Origin of the sequence: Nitrospira sp. NS4 (assembly GCF_049546785.1) — a bacterium.
Classification (GTDB): Bacteria; Nitrospirota; Nitrospiria; order Nitrospirales; family Nitrospiraceae; genus Nitrospira_D.
Window position 1 is genome coordinate 560,403 of sequence record NZ_JBMWAN010000002.1, and the last position, 17,262, is coordinate 577,664.

Genomic DNA, 17,262 nt, shown 5'->3' on the forward strand with positions numbered 1-17,262 from the left:
CATGACAACGCCCTCCCCCGAGAGACCGCAGCCCGACTCCATAAAATGGAGCCCTGACCGATTGCAGGCCGAGTGGGACACGCTGAACGAGCGCTATTTCAGCGGACTCCTGCCGGCAATCGCCATCGTATGGAGCCGCCGCCTCACCTCCTCGGCGGGCATGTTTGTCAGTCGCGGCGGACCTCGCCCGCGAGTGGCGAATCTCATCTCCCCGCATCGGATCAGGCGGGAAATTCGCCTCTCCGAACCACTGCTGACCCAACTGGCTGAACGGACGCCGCACGCCGAGCAAGAGCTGCTCAACACCCTCGCGCACGAGATGATTCACCAGTGGCAGTTCGATGTGCTGAAGCGGAAGCCGAACCACGGCCCCGATTTTCTGCGGAAGATGACGGAGATGAATCGCAGCGGGCTGGTGTCGATTACGACCTACCATTCGCTGCAGAAGGAAGTGCTGGCCCTGGCCCGGTTTGCCTGGCGCTGCACAGGCTGCGGACGGGTGTATCGCCGCCAGCGCAAAACCATCGAACCGCGGCGGCATGTATGCGGGTCCTGCCGCGGCCCCCTACAGGAACTGCCGCGCCGCCAACCTGCGGCCGCCGCGCCGCCGGCCCCTGTCGAACCGGACATCCTGCCGGCCTGCTCCACTCCACATCCGGCGGCTCAACTGGCGCTGAATTGGGACGCGGTGACCGGCTCCGACAGCCTCGTTCCCTAGGCCGCCTTCGTCTTCTCCTCCGGCCGTTGAGCGTCGGGATGTTGATCGGGAAACACAACACGACCGCAGTCAGCGCCCCACCGTCTCGTTCTTGCCGGACGACCGGCTCTGCGGCCAATGCGATCCGTCACCGCCAACCGCGCAGACGCCGGATAGACTCGGGCAGCAACTCACGATGGACCCGGATGGTCTCAGGGCCGGAATTGCGTCGTGGCGGGCCGCCGACAGAGGATTACCGCCCCATCGGATAAGACTCCTTGCAGCCGCTGGAAGATCGGCCTTACGCAGCCTCCCCGGGATCTTCCTCCATCTGTCGCCGCGCTCGCTGGAATTCCAGATCCAGTTCCCTCAGGAGTGCCGGTACCGCCTCCGGATCTTTGGCCGCCGAAAGAGAAATCCGCTCACAGACTCTTGCCATGCCGGCCGCCCCAAGATGAGCGGCGCTTATCTTGAGGCTGTGCGCCATCCGCCGGACATCCTCGGCCCGTCCCTGACGGGACGCCATCCCGATCGTGCTCAACCGGGTGGGCGTGTCCGCGAGGAAATGACGGATGAGTCTCCCCAGGAATCCCGGATCATCGTCTTCGCTCAACATGTGCAGCCCGCCGAGGACGAGGGGATCGCTCGGGAAGACGGCTCCGGACGGGAGCGTCTCTGCCGGCGGCGGGATCATGGGTCCGGTCCGGTGCCATCGTTCAAACACCGCAGCCAACGCCTCGGTCGTGACCGGCTTGGACAGATAGTCGTCCATCCCCGCCTGAAGACACTCTTCACGATCGCCCTGCATCACATTGGCCGTCATGGCGATGATGGGGATGCGGCGAGAGGGGTACGGGAAGACAGGGGTCTCCGAATCCGTGCCCTCCTGCCTTCGGCCTCGCGCCTCCAACATGCGGATTTCACGCGTGGCCTGATAGCCGTCCATCTCCGGCATCTGACAATCCATGAAGACCATGTCATAGGGGATGCGGGACAAAGCCTTGATCACGTCCAACCCGTTGGCCACCACATCCACGCGATAGCCAAGCCGTTCGAACATCCGTACCGCCACTTTTTGATTAATGACGTTGTCTTCGGCCAGGAGAATCTTCATCCCCGGTGACCCGCTCGCCTCTGCGAGGGTGTGCCGCGTCACGAGATCCTGCCCTGCCGGCGACGCCCCCCCTGCGACGGCGTGACGGTGCTGGTCCAGCACCAGTAAGAGGCAGCGATGGAGCTGGCTCTCCCGGATCGGCTTGGTCAGATAGGCCGATACCCCCATCTCCTTGGCGCTTTTCGCGTCTCCCCGCCGGCCCACCGACGTTAACAGCACGATGCCCGGCGGCGAGGCCACGGTCCTGACGATGGCTCGCGCCAGTTGCAGGCCATTGAGCCGGGCCAGATCGAAATCAAGAATCGCCAGATCGTATCCTGTCCCGGTCCGGCTCTGCTTCTGCACATGCTCAAGGGCCGCGGCGCTGTCACTCATCACGGTGGGAATCAGCCCCCACTTCTTCATCAAGAGATCCAGGATCCGGCAGTTGATCGGCCTGTCATCGACAATCAAGACCCGCACCCCCTGCAGGGTTGCTCCCTCGCCGGCCGGCATACCGGGCTGGACGGGAAGCTGGTCAACCCGCACCGTGAACCAAAAGGTGCTCCCCGATCCCGGTTGACTCGTGACGCCGATCTCGCCGCCCATGATCTCCACGAGCCGCTTGCAGATCGCCAGCCCCAATCCGGTGCCGCCGTATTTCCGCGTCGTCGACCCGTCGGCCTGGCTGAAGGCTTGAAACAGCCTGGCCTGTTGCTCCTCCGAAAGACCGATGCCGGTGTCGGTGATGTCGAACCGGACCACGACGGCGCTCCCTTGCCGGGACACAAGACTCACTTGAATCACGACATCGCCCTTCTCCGTGAACTTGATCGCATTGCCCACCAGATTGGTCAGCACCTGTCGCAGGCGGCCCGGATCGCCCCGGACGGCGCTCGGCACCTCCGCATGAAAGAGACAGGCAAGGTTCAGATGTTTGGAGGAGGCCCGTTCGCTCAGCAAGTCGAGGGAATCCTCGACCGTATGGCGCAGATCAAAGTCGATGAGTTCCAGACTCATCTTGCCCGCTTCGATCTTCGAGAAATCCAGGATTTCGTTGATGATCGTCAGCAGATGGTCGCCGCAGTTGCGAACCGCCTCCGCATACTCGCGTTGCTCGGCCGTGAGCTCGGTCTCGAGCAGCAGCTCCGTCATGCCGATCACGCCGTTCATCGGTGTCCGTATCTCATGGCTCATCGTCGCCAGGAACGCCGATTTGGCCTCGGTCGCGGCGCGGGCCCGGGCGAGGGCTTCGTCCAAATCGTGGTTGCTCCGCTCCAGCTTCTGCGCATAGGACGATAGCGCTTGTTCCGACTCCTTGCGGAGCGAAATGTCGCGGATGAACGCGCTGAACACGACCGTCTCAGCCAACCGCAGCGGCGCAATCGAGACTTCGACGGAAAAGGACCGGCCGTCGCGATGCTGGGCCTGGAATTCCACCAGCTGTCCCAGAATCCTGGTTTCGCCCGTCCGGAAATACCGGCTCATTCCCTCCCGGTGCGCCGATCGCATGGATTCCGGGATAATCGTGTCCGCCAGATCCCGCCCGATGGCCTCATGCGCCGGCCAGCCGAAGAGCTGTTCTGCCTGGGCATTCCATTCGGTAATGGACCCGTCTTGATCCATCGTCACCACCGCGTCGAGCGCCGTATCGATGATCAGCCGCGTCCGGCTTTCATTCTCCCGTAAGGCGGCTTCCGCCTCGGCGCGTTCGAGAAACAATCCGATCTGACTGCCGATGGTGCCGAGCGTGCGCAACAGATCGGGATCGCGGGGAAGGCTCTCCCGGCTGAAGAACTCCATGATGCCGAAGACGCTCGCGCGCAACCAGACCGGAAAGGCGCAGCCCGCGTGGATGTGGTTGAGCGCCGCGGCGGCGGCCCGGATGAACTCCCGATCCTGTGTCACATCCGCTTCCCAGATCGGTTCCCCCCGCGCCCAACAGCGGCCGGGAAACCCGATCCCTGAAGCGAACACCTCCCGACGGCTGGCCGCCAGAAACTCCTGCACCGGACCCGGATGCGCGCCCCAGGCCTGCACACAGGTCAACGATCGTGTCCGGTCATCGACCTGCCAGAATACGCCCACCTCCCATTCCAGACCGGCCGCAATCACCCGCAGAAGATCCGGAAGCGCGTGCTCCACCGTCGACGCCTCCGCGAGGACTTTGGCGACCGCATGCTGCAGTGCCTGGCGACACTCCGCCCTTTTCTGCTCCGTGATATCGCGAATGACGCTGAGCACGGAAAGCGGCGCCTCTCCTTCTCCCGGCAAGGGGACCGCGGTCATTTCAAACCAGCGCGACTGCCCCAGGAGCCCCGTGAACCGGCATTTGCACAGCACGCTCTGCCCCTGCAGCGCCGCCGCATGCGCATCTTCGTACCGCTCGCGATCATCCTCATGCACGAAGTCCGCAATATCGCGTCCGACAATCGCCTCGGGAACCCCCGCATCGAATAGCGCGCACCCTGCAGGATTCACCTGCAACACGCGCCGGTCGATGCCCGCGACCAACACCCCCGCAGGTTCGGCTTCGAGGATCGCGTGCAACCGTCGTTCCTTCTCACGCGAGTGTATCCGCTCGTCCTGGGCTTCCTGCCACTCCGTCTGAGCCCGGCTGGTGGCCCTGACCAACAGTCCGATCAGCGGCATGACAATCAGCACACCGGCCGCCCCCACCGTCCACAAAAAGTTCCGGACCGGCGCCACCACTTCCGAACGCTCCACACGCAAGAGCACCGTCCACCCCGGCCCGTTCGCGTCGGTCCGTGCATGCGTGCGGGCATACCCCGTGAGCATCGGCACCCCACGTCGCAGATGCTCTTCTTCGACGAACCCCGACTCCCCTGACTGCGCATAGCGGACCGACGGCAGCCCGCTCGTGGCTAAATTCACATCGCCTGTATGGAACGCGTCCGAATCGAGAAAGACGGTCCCGTCGTTCCGCATCACCTGATATTCGACCGTATGAAAGAAGGAGGTGCGCTTTTGAAACAGCCGGATCGCGTCCGTGACCAAATGTTCCAGCCGTCCGGCCCCCACCCGGGTGGACACCACCCCACGGAAGTGACGCTGCCCGGCATCGGTCCGATGGTCCACAATCGGAGCCGTGAAGGAGATGGCCTCGAGCCCGTCACTCACCTCGTCGGTCCCGATATCGCCGATATAGGAATTTCCTCCCTGCTCCGCCGCCCGGAACCAATCCTCCGCGTGGACGTCGAGTCCTCGCGTCGAAGGATCCGTCGCCTCTGTAATGCGGCCCGTGGCATCGGTCACCCCGATCCACGAATAGAGAGGATAGGCCTGATGAAATGCTTGCAGGATATGCTGTCTGGAGGAGGAGGTGCCCCCGCTCATCCCCATGGTTTCCGAGAGGATCTGAATGTCGCCCGCTCGCTCGTTGAGGAGAATATCGAGCTTCGCGGCGATTTCCGCCGCCATGATGGCAATCGTCTCACCGGAGGCGGCGACCATCTGCCGTTGCAGCCAGGTAAAGCTGACCGTGGCAGCCACCACGGTGGCAAGCGTGATCAGCCCGATCAATGTGAATTGCCGGCGGTAGCTCAGCCTTGACCATTGTCCTCCGGCTTGTGCCGCCGCATCAGGCCCTGACACCATGGGCTCCCTTCTGCTTGTATCTGCCTGACACCCCGGGCCTCCGGCCGGACTACGGAGAGGCACGCCATTCCCTGCGCAGCCCCGTGCCCTGTCTTCGGGCCTCTTCTTTATCGGGCTGATTTTTCAGAAACTTAAGAAACGCGATGGGAAATTGTGCCGGCCGGGCCACACCAAAACGTGCCGCTTCCCATGGGAAGAGCGGCCAGGTATGATGGCCCCATGCCACACAAGATAGTGACACGCGAACAACTGGTCAGCCGGCTGCCGGCTCTCCGCGCGGGAGGAGCCAAAATCGTCTTTACCAACGGGTGTTTCGATCTCATGCACATCGGCCACACCCGCTATCTCCAGGCCGCCAGAGCCCTGGGCGACCTCTTGATCGTCGGGGTGAACAGCGACGCCTCGGTCAGGAGCCTGGAGAAGGCTCCCGAGCGCCCGATCGTGCCGGAGGCCCAACGTGCCGAAGTCCTGGCGGCGTTGGGGTGTGTCGATTTCGTCGTCCTGTTTCCCGAACCCGATCCCCGCGCGCTGATCGCCGCCGTCCAACCGGACATCCTGGTCAAGGGCGGCGACTGGCCTCCGGATCGCATCGTCGGCCGCGACATTGTGGAGGCGCGGGGAGGTCTGGTGACCACGATCCCGTTGGTCCCCGGTCACTCGACGACCGCCTTGATTCACCGTATTCGCTCAACCCACGCGTAATCCGTGTCACGCACATCACCCCCCGCAAATGAATGGATCGCCCCGCTGGTGTCCGCGCTCGGCCGCGCGTCGGCACGCCCCTGTGTGACGGGGCTCCATGGATCGACGGGCGCCTTCGTCCTCACTTTTCTTGCCAACGCGCCGGCGATGGCGGCACGCCGGGCCACCCCCTGGCTGATCGTGACCGCGGACAACGACGCCGCCGAGCGGCTGTTTGCGGATCTCCGGTTTTGTCATCAGCTGATCGGCGCGCCGGCCGACCGGGTGACATTGTTTCCCCAATGGGAAACACTCCCCTACGAAGCGACGGCGCCCCACATCGGCCTGGTCGCCCGCCGCATGCAGACCCTCCATCGCGTGCGCACCACGCCGGGCACCATCCTGGTCACATCGGTCGCCGCCTTAATCCAGCGACTGCTCCCGGTAGACGCCTGGACGCAAGCCACCCTGCAGCTCACACGCAACGGCACCATCGAGCGGGAGGCGCTCACCAGCGGACTCCTGCGCCTGGGCTACCGGCGCGTGTCGGTCGTGGAGATTCCCGGCGAGTTCAGCATCCGCGGCGGGCTGGTGGATATTTTTTCGACGGCCTATGCCGACCCGCTCCGCGTCGAATTTCTGGGCGACACGGTCGAGGCGATCCGCTTGTTCGACGCCGCCACACAGACCTCGGTGAGCAAATTGGACGAGGCCTGGATTCTGCCGGCCCGGGAATACCTGCGCCCGGCCGATCATCCCGACGCCTGCGCCCCGGTTCCCCCCGATGCCGAATGGCGCTCTCCGGACCTGTATCCGCAGATGGGCACGCTCTTCGACTATCTTTCGGCGGAGCCGGTACTGATCCTCGACCGGCCTGATGCCTTGCAAGCCGCCTGCGCCGATCTCCGGGAGAAGATCGACGACGGGTATCTGCGCCACGGTGAACGGGACGCCGCCAACCCCTACCCGTCCCCCGATCGTCTGTTCATGGCCTGGGACGAGATCGAAATTTTGTCGGCCGGCTGGCCGACCCTGGCGTTGGAGCCGCTGACACCGGCGGACGACTCCTGGGAACCGGTATGTCCTTTTCCGGCCCAGACTCCGGCCGCCGCGGGATTGGGTGTCCGCGGCACCCCCTTCAGCCAGACCTTGACCATCCTGAACCAACTGCGCGACGGCCACCGTGTCATCCTGATCGCGCGCAGCCACGGCCAGGTCGAACGGCTGCTCGCCTTGTTCCGCGAACACGATCTCCCGGCCGTGGAGTGGCAGCCCTCCGCCTGGCCGCGAACAGAGGCGGGAAAACCCCCGTTTGCCGTCGTGCAGGGCGAACTGTCGGCCGGCTGGCTCTCCGGCGATCTCCGTCTTGCCCTGCTCACGGAAGAAGAGCTTTTTGCGAAAGGCGCCCGGCATAAGCCGCAGCCCAAGAGCAAGACGGCCACGTTTCTCTCGTCGCTCGAAGACCTCAACGTGGGCGACTACGTCGTCCATGTGCAGCACGGCATCGCCCGGTATCTCGGCCTGAAGCGGCTGACTGTACAGGACTTCGAAAGCGATTTCCTGATCCTGGAATTTGCCGGCAGCGACACGCTGTATGTGCCGCTGGACCGCCTCAGCCAGGTGCAACGCTACAGCGGCGCCGAGGGGCATGTCCCCCGGCTCGACCGGCTCGGCGGCACCAGTTGGGCCAAGACGACGGCCCGCGTCAAAAAAGATATCGAGGAAATGGCGCAGGATCTCATCGACCTCTACGCCAACCGCGAACTGGTCAAGCGGGACGGCTACGGCAGCGCCAGCATGCTGTATCACGAGTTCGAAGCGGCATTCGAATATGAAGAGACGCCGGATCAGTTGACCGCCATCAAGGACATCCTGCGGGACTTGGAGTCGCCCAAACCGATGGATCGGCTCGTCTGCGGCGACGTCGGCTACGGCAAGACGGAAGTGGCCATGCGCGCGGCCTTCAAGGCGGTCGAGAGCGGACGCCAGGTGGCCGTGCTGGTGCCCACGACGCTCCTCGCCCATCAGCATTACGAGAACTTCGCGGAGCGGTTCGCGCCGTTTCCCGCCAAGGTCGCGGTTCTCTCCCGCATGCAGTCGCCGAAGGATTCCAAAACGATCCTGAAGGAGGTCGCCTCCGGCGTCATCGATGTCGTGATCGGCACCCACCGCCTCCTGCAGAAAAACGTCGTCTTCAGGAACCTCGGCCTCGTCATCATCGACGAGGAGCAATGGTTCGGCGTCAAGCACAAGGAGCGGCTGAAGCAGTTGCGCACGCAGGTCGACGTGCTGACGCTGACCGCGACGCCGATCCCGCGCACGCTGCAGATGGCCATGTCGAGCGTGCGGGACCTCTCGATCATCGACACGCCGCCGGCCGGCCGGCTCGCCATCCGCACCACGGTCATCAAGTCGAACGACAAGGCGATCCGCGACGCGATCCTCCGCGAGCTGGGCCGTGGCGGCCAGGTCTACTTCATCCACAACCGCGTGGAGACGATGCCGGCGACCGGCGCGTGGCTGCAGCAGCTGATCCCGGAGGCCCGCATGGTCATGGCCCACGGACAGATGGACCCGACGCTGCTCGAAGCGATCATGCTGAAATTCGTCAAACACGAAGCCGACGTGCTGATCGCGTCAGCCATTATCCAATCAGGCATCGACGTCCCCACCGCCAATACGATCATCGTCAACCGCGCCGACACGTTCGGCTTGGCCCAGCTCTATCAATTGCGCGGGCGGGTCGGGCGCGGCGGCGAACAGGCCTATGCCTATCTGCTGATCCCCGACGAAGGAAGGCTGTCGGACGACGCGCAGAAACGGTTGACGGCCATTCAACAGTTCACGGAACTCGGGTCCGGGTTCCGGATCGCCGCGGCGGATCTCGAAATCCGCGGCGCCGGCAACCTGCTCGGCAAAGCGCAGTCCGGGCACATTGCGGCCATCGGGCTCGATCTCTACATGACCATGGTCGAGCAGGCCGTCCAGCGGCTCAAGGGCCACGTCGTGGAGGAAGAGCCCGATCCGACCCTGCGGGTGCCGGTCTCGGCCTTTATTCCGGAAACCTACGTCGAGGACCCGCACCAGCGCCTCTCGTTCTACAAGCGACTCAGCGCCTGCACCCAGGTGGGAGAGCTCGCGCTGCTGCACGGGGAAATCCAGGACCGGTATGGATTACCGCCGGAACCGGTCGAACGGCTGCTGGAAATCATGCAGCTGCGCGTCCTGGCAAAGCTACTCAGGCTCAGCGCCATCGACGTGACCCATCAATCGGCCATCATCACCTTGAGCCCCAAAGCTTCGATCTCCGAGTCCGCCATCCACGGCCTGATGGATCGGCTCAAGAAACGACTGCGATTCATCTCACCCGTCTCCTTCGAGATCCAGATGCCGCATGACGACTGGCCTGCGACCTTTGCAGAACTCAACACAACCTTGCAAAGCCTCGGACACTGTGATACCAACAAATCCACCACATGACACCGACGAGAAAGGCGCAATCCCCCGCACGATGACACCGAGCCCCGCGAACACTCCTCACATCCCCGTCAGGCACGTGTCGGTCGGCCTTGCCGCTCTGCTCGGCAGCCTGGTGTGGCTCCTGGCCGGCTGCACGCCGCCGCAGGAAGAGGCGGTGCTGGCCCTGGTGAACGGGCGCATGATTACGCAGGCCGAGTTTGACATCCGTTGGAACGAGCTCTCCGAGGCCACGCGCGCCCGGTACAACAAGGAGGGGGGCAAGCGCCGCTTCCTCGACGAATTGATCACGCGCGAACTGCTGATGCAGGAAGCCCGGCGCCAGGGCCTGGACCAGAACGACGCCATTCGCGATCGCACGCAGCGCTACAAAGAACAGCTCATTCTCGACGAGCTCCTGAAAGAACGGCTCCGCGAAAAAGTGGAACTGACACCGGCCGAACTCACGGCCTATTACGACAAGCATGCCGATGAACTGCTTGCGCCGCTGAAAGTCCAAGTGTCCCAGATGCTGTTGGCGAACCTGCCCGCCGCCAAGGATTTGAAGAAGCAAATCGACAACGGAACCGATTTCGCCCGGTTCGCGCAACGCTATTCTCTCGACGAGAAGACCAAAGCGAAAGGCGGCGACCTGGGTCCGTACCGGAAAAGCGCGCTCGACCCGGACGTCGATACCGTGGTCCAAACGCTGAAGCCCGGCGTGGTCAGCGATCCGATCAAGACCGACGCAGGTTATTACCTGGTAATGGTCAGCCCGCTCGCCCCGGAAACGATCCAGGCGGATTTCGCCACACGCGAACGCCTCCGCCAGGAACTGCTGGCCGACAAACGGCGCAAACGGTTCGAAGAAGTCATCTCCGATATCCGCGCAAAAGCCACGGTGCGCCTCGCCGAAGGCTCCCGCTACATCACCGAAGACACGGGCACCCCCTAACGCCCGCCTTCGCCACTCCTCAACACCTGTCGGTTTCGTGTACAATCGGTCGATTGCTCATCTGCGCCTCGCTGAGGAGAAGGGTGTCGTGCGTCACATTCGTTGGCTCCGGAGAAGCTGCCTGTTCCCCCTCTCGGGCCTGCTCGGCCTCCTCTGGCTGACACCGGCGCCCCCCGTCTTGTCGGCACCGCACCTCGAGGACCGGATCGTCGCCGTCGTAAACTCCGATCTCATCATGCTGTCGGACGTCAAACGTGAGCTGGCTCCTGAGCAGGAACGCCTCAGGAAACAGCACCAGGGAGACGAATTGGCGCAGCGGCTCAAGATGGCCGAATACATGGCCCTGACCAAGATGATCGAGCGGCGTTTGCAGCTCCAGGAAGCGAAAAACAAGGGGGTGGATGTATCGGATCAAGAGGTCAAACAGGCCCTCCAGCAGATGAAGCAGCAGGGGGAACAGGTTGACGAGACCGATCCCTTCACCTTCAGAAACGTCCGGGACCAGCTGACCCTCCTCAGAGTGGTCGACCGAGAAGTCCGCAACAACGTGATGGTGGGCGAGGCGGAAATGAAGCGCTACTACAAGGAACACCAGACACGCTTCGCCCTCCCCGAAGAATACACGCTGAGCCAGATTCTGATTCGTCCCCGCCCGGCCGACGGCACGGCCGAAGCGCTGGAGAAAGCCCGCATCGCCCTGGCGGATCTCAAGCGCGGAGAGAAATTCGAGGATGTCGCGGTGCGTTACTCGGACGGACCGAACGCCTCGCGGGGCGGGCGGCTCGGACTCGTGCGGCAGGGAGAACTGATGCCCGCGATCGAACGGGCGATTGCGCCGCTCGTACCGGGCGGCATCTCCGACATCGTGGAAACCGCCGAGGGCTTTCACATCGTCCGCGTCGATGAACGAACCCCCAAGCAGTTCCGGCCCTTCGAGGAAGTGAAGTTTGAAATTCAGGGGCTGGTGTTTCAGCAGAAAAGCGAGGATGTCTTCCAGTCCTGGCTGGTCAACCTGAAAAACAAAGCCTACATCGAAATCAAGTTTTGACCAAGTCCCGCAAGCTGCCCCACAGATGATCCCGCCCCTCCCCGGTCATGATCGAATAGGGAATAAGCATCTGGCCCTCCGGCAGCTGAAGCTCGCGATGCGTCTCGCGCAGGGTGCGGACCCGCTCGCTTGGCTTGAGCTTGTCGACTTTCGTGGCCACGACCAGCGGCTCGCGCCCGATGGAGCGCAGCCAGGCGACCGTCTGACGATCCTGTTCGGTCACCACCCGGCTTTCGACCAGCTGTACCACGCCGAGCAACGAGGGTTGTTCCGTGAGGTAGGAATCGATCAGCGGCCCCCATTCGGCGCGGACCGACTTGGAGACCCGCGCGAAACCGTACCCCGGCAGATCCACCAGGTAAAACTTCGCCAGCCCGGGATCCGAGGTCGTGATCAGAAACAGATTGACGGCTCTGGTTTTCCCCGGCGTCCGGCTGACTTTGGCCAAACCCTTCCGATGCAGCAGGGAATTGATCAGGGAGGACTTCCCGACGTTCGATCGCCCGACGATGGCGATCTCGGGTATGTCGCCCTGAGGAAAATGTTCTGGGGCCACGCAACTTTTGATAAACTCGGCGGAGAGGATTTTCATGGTCGTCTCATACGTGGAAGGCCGAAGGATTCCGCCTCATATCGTTGTACACACTAACAGAACAACGCCCTAGAAACACCCCCCTATGCCCAAGTCAACCAGACGCCGGACCTTTACGCGCCTCCTGGCGTGGGTAATCTTGCTGATCGGAATTCCGATAAGCCTGCTCGCCTTCACCTGGCTGCTGACGCTCCCGGATGTCTCGGTCCTCGCCACAGCGAATCCCGGCCCGACGGCGCTGATGGAACATCGCCAGGAGATGAGCCGTGCGGAGCACCGCCAGATGCCACGCCGATGGTCATGGGTGCCGCTCGCGCGCATTTCCCCTCACCTGCAACATGCCGTGATCGCGGCCGAGGATGCCTCGTTCTTCATCCACGAAGGATTCGATTGGGAAGGCATCAAGGACGCGGCGATTCACAATCTCGAAGCCGGAGAGATGAAGCGGGGCGGCAGTACCATCACCCAGCAACTGGCGAAAAACCTCTACTTGTCTGCTGAGCGGTCGATGCTCCGGAAAGCGCGCGAGGCCCTGATTACGCGCTCCCTGGAACACCATCTGACCAAAGAGCGGATTCTTGAACTCTATCTCAACGTCGCCGAATGGGGAAACGGAGTGTATGGAGCGGAAGCGGCGGCCCGCCATCATTTCGCCAAATCGGCGCAGGAGCTGACACAAGAGGAAGCGGCCTGGCTGGCGGCGATCCTGCCGTCACCCCGCCGCTACGATCCCCTCCGCAAGACGACCTCGCTGACCAAACGACACCTGCGCATTTTGAGGAGCATGAACAAGATTCCGACAATCTCTTCGGGGCGTTGAGGATTTAAACGGAACGGACGAGGAGTCTGTCAAAAACGGTCTTTCACAACCGGCTTACCCTTTCCATCCCACCAGCCCGCCGCCATGCGGGGCGTCACATGGCTGATAGTGAAGCGGCCGTCAGGCGACAGGACCAGTGCCCCGGCGGCTCCGTCGATTCTCGTGACCAGCTTACGCAGCACCGCGCGGGCTGCCATGGCCGGACTCGTGCCTCGCTCCAGCCGATCGCAGATCTCCTTCGCGACGGCAATCCGGACGATCCCTTCCCCCAGCCCGGTCATCGACACGGCGCCGCTCTCATTGTCGGCATAGACGCCGCAACCGATGATCGGCGTGTCGCCCACCCGCCCCGGCAGCATCAGATCGACGCCCCCGGTGGAGGCCCCGGCAGCGACAGTCCCGGTTCGATCGAGCGCCACTGCACCGACCGTCTCTTTCCCGGCGCGCTCGCGCAACGCCAGACCGCCAGAGGTCATCGCGCGATAGAGCTGCAGGGTCTTCGGCGACAAGACCCGCGTCATTGTCGTCTTGCGCAGAACGTGACCTGCTGGTCGCCGTGGTTGCCGTTCCAACCGGAAGTGTTTTGCAAAAGCGGAGGCCGGTTTCCCGACCAGCAACACATGATGGGTCTGCTCCATCACCAGCCGGGCCGCCGAAATCGGATGGACGATTCCCTCGATCGACGCCACCGCGCCGGCCAGCAGTTCCCGTCCTTCCATGATCGACGCATCCATCCGCCGCACGCCGTCGAGCTGCACGTGCGAGCCTCTGCCGGCATTGAAGAGTCCGCTCTGCTCCAAGACGCGAATGGTCTGTTCGACGGCGGTGAGCGCAGGGGCCCCGCGATCGAGCCAGTGGTAGCCGATCTGCAACGCCGCAGTGAGGCAATCTGCCTGGGCAGCGGTCATCCGGCGAAGGCCGGCGCCGCCGTGGGCAAGAAGAAGAGGACGGGCGGGCTTCAATTGAGCAACAAATCCCTGGCTCGTTGATAGGCGGGATCCTGCATCCGGTCCAGGTCGGACCGGACAAATCCCAACCCGGTGACGCAGAGCTCGAAATTCTCCGAGAGCTTGCGGAACAGGGGCGGATCGATCTCGGCCCCGTGATCGCCGATCTGGGCCACGATACCGTAGGAGCGTTTGCCGGCCTTCACGTAATCCACGAGAAAGTCCTTGTGATAGATCAAGCCCGCCGATTTCAGGCGGCGTAAATACTCCGGAAAGAGCCCGGCCATGAACAGCGTGAAATCGCCGATATGCCGGTGCACGTCGCGTTCGCGTTCGAGCGACTGGGCGTCGAGCAGGACTTCGGATTCATACAGCAGATCCACGACCGTCTCGACCGGCTTCTCCTGTCGATCTCGTATCTTATAGAGCTGATCGGTGGAGGTGAAATCGACGAGGAGATTGGACACGTAGCTGGTCACATTGAGATCGGGCCAGCCGAGATGTTCCGTAAAACTGCGCTCCGTGAGCGCCCCGAAGAACTGACGGAGAGGATGCTGCGGAGATACGCTTGTTCCCATGCGCCACCTCTTACAACATTCAAAGACACCTGCCGCAGTATACCAAATCCGCACGCAGCGCCGAATTCGGTCTTCTTGTTTGTCCTATCGGTTCCCGGTCCCCAGACTTGAGCCTCGCTTACGACGACGGCCGATCCCGGCTGTCGAGCACGAACGTGACCGGCCCGTCGTTCACGAGTGACACCTGCATATGGGCGGCAAACACGCCGGTTTCGACCGGCGTCCCGAACGCCCGCAGGTCCGCCGCGACCTGTTCGTAGAGGCGCTTGGCTTCATCGGGAGGCGCGGCCTCGTCGAAACTGGGGCGGCGCCCGTTCATCGTGCGGCCCAGCAAGGTAAATTGCGACACGAGCAGGACCGAGCCGCCCACATCAACCAGCGACCGATTCATCTTCCCCTGCTCATCCGAAAAGATCCGGAAGGTCCTGAGCTTCTCGACAAGATAGCGACAATCCGCCTCCCCATCGCCCTTGGCCACGCCCAAGAGCACCAGCAATCCCGTCGCGATCCGCCCGACGACTCTCCCGTCCACCTCAACCGAGGCGCTCGTGACCCGCTGGAGAACGGCCTTCATCGATCACGTCCGTCCGCGTTGCAGTTGCGCCAGCGTGCCTTCGAGCGTGAGGAGTCTGCGCTTCGTCGGCAAGCCGCCGGAGAACCCCCCCAGCGAGGCATCCTGCGCCACGATCCGATGGCAGGGAACCACGATCGGCAGCGGATTGGCTCCCACCGCATTGCCGACCGCACGGGCATACTGCGGCCCACCCACGCGCGCGGCCACCCATTGATAGGAGCGGAGCCTGGCATAAGGCACATTCAACAGCGTCCGCCACACCTTGCGCTGAAAGGCCGTGCCGCCGGACAGATCGAGCGGAAGCTCGAACTTCTGCCGTGTTCCCTCCAGATATTCGATCAGTTGCTGCTGCGCGGCCTTCAGTCGGGCCGTCGCCTCGCTCACGAAGGGCTCAGTGGACTGCCTGCGCAACGAGGCTTCCACCGCCCGCTTCGATTTCTTCGGCAGCGCAATCCCGTCGAGGCCTTTGTCCGTCTCGGAAATACCCATCCAGCCCCAAGGGGACTGAAACAGAATCGCGCGTCTCTCTTCTCTCTTCCCCATCGCCCCTAGCCTCGTGCCACTCGCCCAAGTTTCCGTTTCGCCATGCCCCACACCACATCCAATTCTTCCGACTTCAATAGCGCGTGAACGCCGAGATACCCGCTCACACTCAAGCCGATGGCTACGATCAGCATCACGGTCTTGGCGATCCATTCATCGGGTCTGGACCAGACCTCCGCATCGGCCACCCACCAACAGGCCGCCACCAGCGGGAGACAGGCCACCAGCGCCCGGCCCAAGGAGAGACCGACCGACCGCCACTCCACGCCCCCGATCCGCCGATTCAGTACCACGACTAGGATACCGCCGTTCACCATCGCAGCCAAGGCCGTCGCCAGTGCTAACCCCGCCGCGCCCAGGACCGGCATCAACGCGAGCGAGAAGACGATGTTCGCCGCCACCGCGATCGCCGCGGAGATGGCGGGCAGCTTCGTATCTTGCAGCGAATAGAAGGCCGCGACGATGATCCGCACCCCGCCGAACGCCCAGAGCCCCACGGCATAGCACAAGACCGCCAGGGCAGTCTCCGCCGTGTCGTGGGCGGTGAACGTGCCATGCTCAAAGAACAGGTGCACGATCGGCGTGCGGAGCAGAATCAGCCCGACCATCGCCGGCAGGATGATGAAGAGGATCATTCGGAGGCCGAACCCGAACGTCGTGCGCAATTCATCGAGCGCACCCCGCGCGGCCTGGGCCGAGAGCGTGGGAAGAATCGCCGTCGCCAAAGCGACACCGAAGATTCCGAGAGGAAACTGAATAAGCCGCATCCCGTAAAACAGATAGGTGGGGCCTCCCGCGAAGAACGAGGCGAGAATCGTGCTCACCGTCAAATTCACCTGCGTGACCGACAGCCCCAAGAGCGACGGCACCATGAGCTGGCCGATGCGGCGCACGCCGGGATGGCCGGGCTCGAAGCGCATGCCGAAGAGGAGGCCGCGGAGCTTTAGCCCCGGCACCTGCATCGCGAACTGCGCCGCGCCCCCCGCCACGACGCCGACGGCCACGCCAAGTATCGGCTCCGTCACATAGGGAGAAAGAAACAGCGCGCCTCCGATGATGAAGACATTGAGGAACAAGGGCGAGAAGGCCGGCGCGGCAAAAGCGCGGACGGAGTTCAGAATTCCCATGGCCAAGGCTGCGAGGCTGATGAACAGCAGATACGGAAACATCACCCGCGTCAACAGAGTCGCCAGCGCCAGCTTGTTCGCATCGGCATGAAATCCCGGCGCCAGCAGCCACACCAGCCAGGGCGCGGCCAGGATCCCCAGCATCGTCACGAAGGTGACGATCGTCAGCAAGGTGGTGAAGACCGCGCTCGCCAACTCCCAGGCTTCGCGCTTGCTGCGCAACGTATGGTACTCGGTGAAGACCGGAATAAAGGCCGACGACATCGAGCCCTCGGCAAAGAGTTCTCGCAACAGGCTAGGGATGCGGAAGGCGACATAAAACGCATCGGCCGCCGCCGTGGCCCCGAACAGGCGAGCCAGTACCATGTCCCGGATGAAGCCGAGGATGCGGCTGGCAAAGGTGCCGAGGCCGATCAGCCCGGCGGCTTTCACCACCGAATGCTGCTCGCTTGTGCCTGCTTGCGCGGAGACCGTTGGTGCGCTCGATTCGGACATGGATGCGGATTCTAGCGGAACCACGGCAGGGCGTCTAT

13 protein-coding genes are annotated in these 17,262 nt (G+C 63.3%); 6 read left to right on the top strand and 7 right to left on the bottom strand.

The features are described from left to right. The first annotated feature begins 1 nt into the window (after position 1). Positions 2-718, top strand: a complete 717-nt coding sequence (locus tag ACO9S2_RS07285) for a SprT-like domain-containing protein (protein ID WP_423721290.1) — start codon at positions 2-4, stop codon at positions 716-718. Between the two features lie 280 nt (positions 719-998). Here ACO9S2_RS07285 and ACO9S2_RS07290 read toward each other — a convergent pair whose 3' ends face one another. After that, on the bottom strand, positions 999-5,408 hold the full coding sequence (locus ACO9S2_RS07290) for a PAS domain S-box protein (RefSeq protein ID WP_423721292.1): 4,410 nt from the start codon (positions 5,406-5,408) through the stop codon (positions 999-1,001). 219 nt (positions 5,409-5,627) lie between these two features. On the opposite strand from ACO9S2_RS07290, the gene rfaE2 reads away from it, so the two are divergent. The 4 genes from rfaE2 (at position 5,628) to ACO9S2_RS07310 (ending at position 11,548) form a co-directional block, all read left to right on the top strand. Further along, positions 5,628-6,110: a D-glycero-beta-D-manno-heptose 1-phosphate adenylyltransferase gene (rfaE2, locus tag ACO9S2_RS07295; RefSeq protein ID WP_423721293.1), complete on the top strand. Its 483-nt coding sequence runs from the start codon at positions 5,628-5,630 to the stop codon at positions 6,108-6,110. Positions 6,111-6,113: 3 nt separating this feature from the next. Further along, positions 6,114-9,569 (top strand): transcription-repair coupling factor, encoded by a 3,456-nt coding sequence (mfd, locus tag ACO9S2_RS07300; protein ID WP_423721294.1) that lies wholly within the window; start codon positions 6,114-6,116, stop codon positions 9,567-9,569. A gap of 31 nt (positions 9,570-9,600) precedes the next feature. Next, complete coding sequence (locus tag ACO9S2_RS07305; RefSeq protein ID WP_423721295.1) at positions 9,601-10,500, top strand: peptidylprolyl isomerase; 900 nt, start codon at positions 9,601-9,603, stop codon at positions 10,498-10,500. An 88-nt stretch (positions 10,501-10,588) separates the two neighbouring features. Next, complete coding sequence (locus ACO9S2_RS07310) at positions 10,589-11,548, top strand: peptidylprolyl isomerase (RefSeq protein WP_423721296.1); 960 nt, start codon at positions 10,589-10,591, stop codon at positions 11,546-11,548. Here ACO9S2_RS07310 and yihA read toward each other — a convergent pair. Beyond that, positions 11,538-12,140, bottom strand: coding sequence for a ribosome biogenesis GTP-binding protein YihA/YsxC (yihA, locus tag ACO9S2_RS07315; protein ID WP_423721297.1), 603 nt, complete (start codon positions 12,138-12,140; stop codon positions 11,538-11,540). The genes ACO9S2_RS07310 and yihA overlap by 11 nt on opposite strands. 85 nt (positions 12,141-12,225) lie before the next feature. On the opposite strand from yihA, the gene mtgA reads away from it, so the two are divergent. After that, a complete protein-coding gene (mtgA, locus tag ACO9S2_RS07320) occupies positions 12,226-12,960 on the top strand; it encodes a monofunctional biosynthetic peptidoglycan transglycosylase (protein ID WP_423721298.1) in 735 nt (244 codons plus the stop codon). 29 nt (positions 12,961-12,989) lie between these two features. On the opposite strand, the gene ACO9S2_RS07325 is transcribed toward mtgA, so the two are convergent. The 5 genes from ACO9S2_RS07325 to murJ form a co-directional block, all read right to left on the bottom strand. After that, entirely contained in the window at positions 12,990-13,922 is a 933-nt protein-coding gene (locus tag ACO9S2_RS07325; RefSeq protein WP_423721299.1) for an isoaspartyl peptidase/L-asparaginase family protein, read from the bottom strand. Further along, positions 13,919-14,485, bottom strand: coding sequence for a hypothetical protein (locus ACO9S2_RS07330; RefSeq protein ID WP_423721300.1), 567 nt, complete (start codon positions 14,483-14,485; stop codon positions 13,919-13,921). The genes ACO9S2_RS07325 and ACO9S2_RS07330 overlap by 4 nt, the downstream gene beginning before the upstream one ends. Before the next feature lie 118 nt (positions 14,486-14,603). Next, positions 14,604-15,059, bottom strand: coding sequence for a D-aminoacyl-tRNA deacylase (gene dtd, locus ACO9S2_RS07335; RefSeq protein ID WP_423721301.1), 456 nt, complete (start codon positions 15,057-15,059; stop codon positions 14,604-14,606). Positions 15,060-15,062: 3 nt separating this feature from the next. Further along, positions 15,063-15,602 carry a methylated-DNA--[protein]-cysteine S-methyltransferase gene (locus tag ACO9S2_RS07340; RefSeq protein ID WP_423721302.1) on the bottom strand — a complete coding sequence of 180 codons (540 nt, stop codon included), beginning with the start codon at positions 15,600-15,602 and terminating at the stop codon, positions 15,063-15,065. Positions 15,603-15,607: 5 nt separating this feature from the next. Then, positions 15,608-17,224: a murein biosynthesis integral membrane protein MurJ gene (gene murJ / locus ACO9S2_RS07345; protein ID WP_423721303.1), complete on the bottom strand. Its 1,617-nt coding sequence runs from the start codon at positions 17,222-17,224 to the stop codon at positions 15,608-15,610. Between the last annotated feature and the right edge of the window lie 38 nt (positions 17,225-17,262).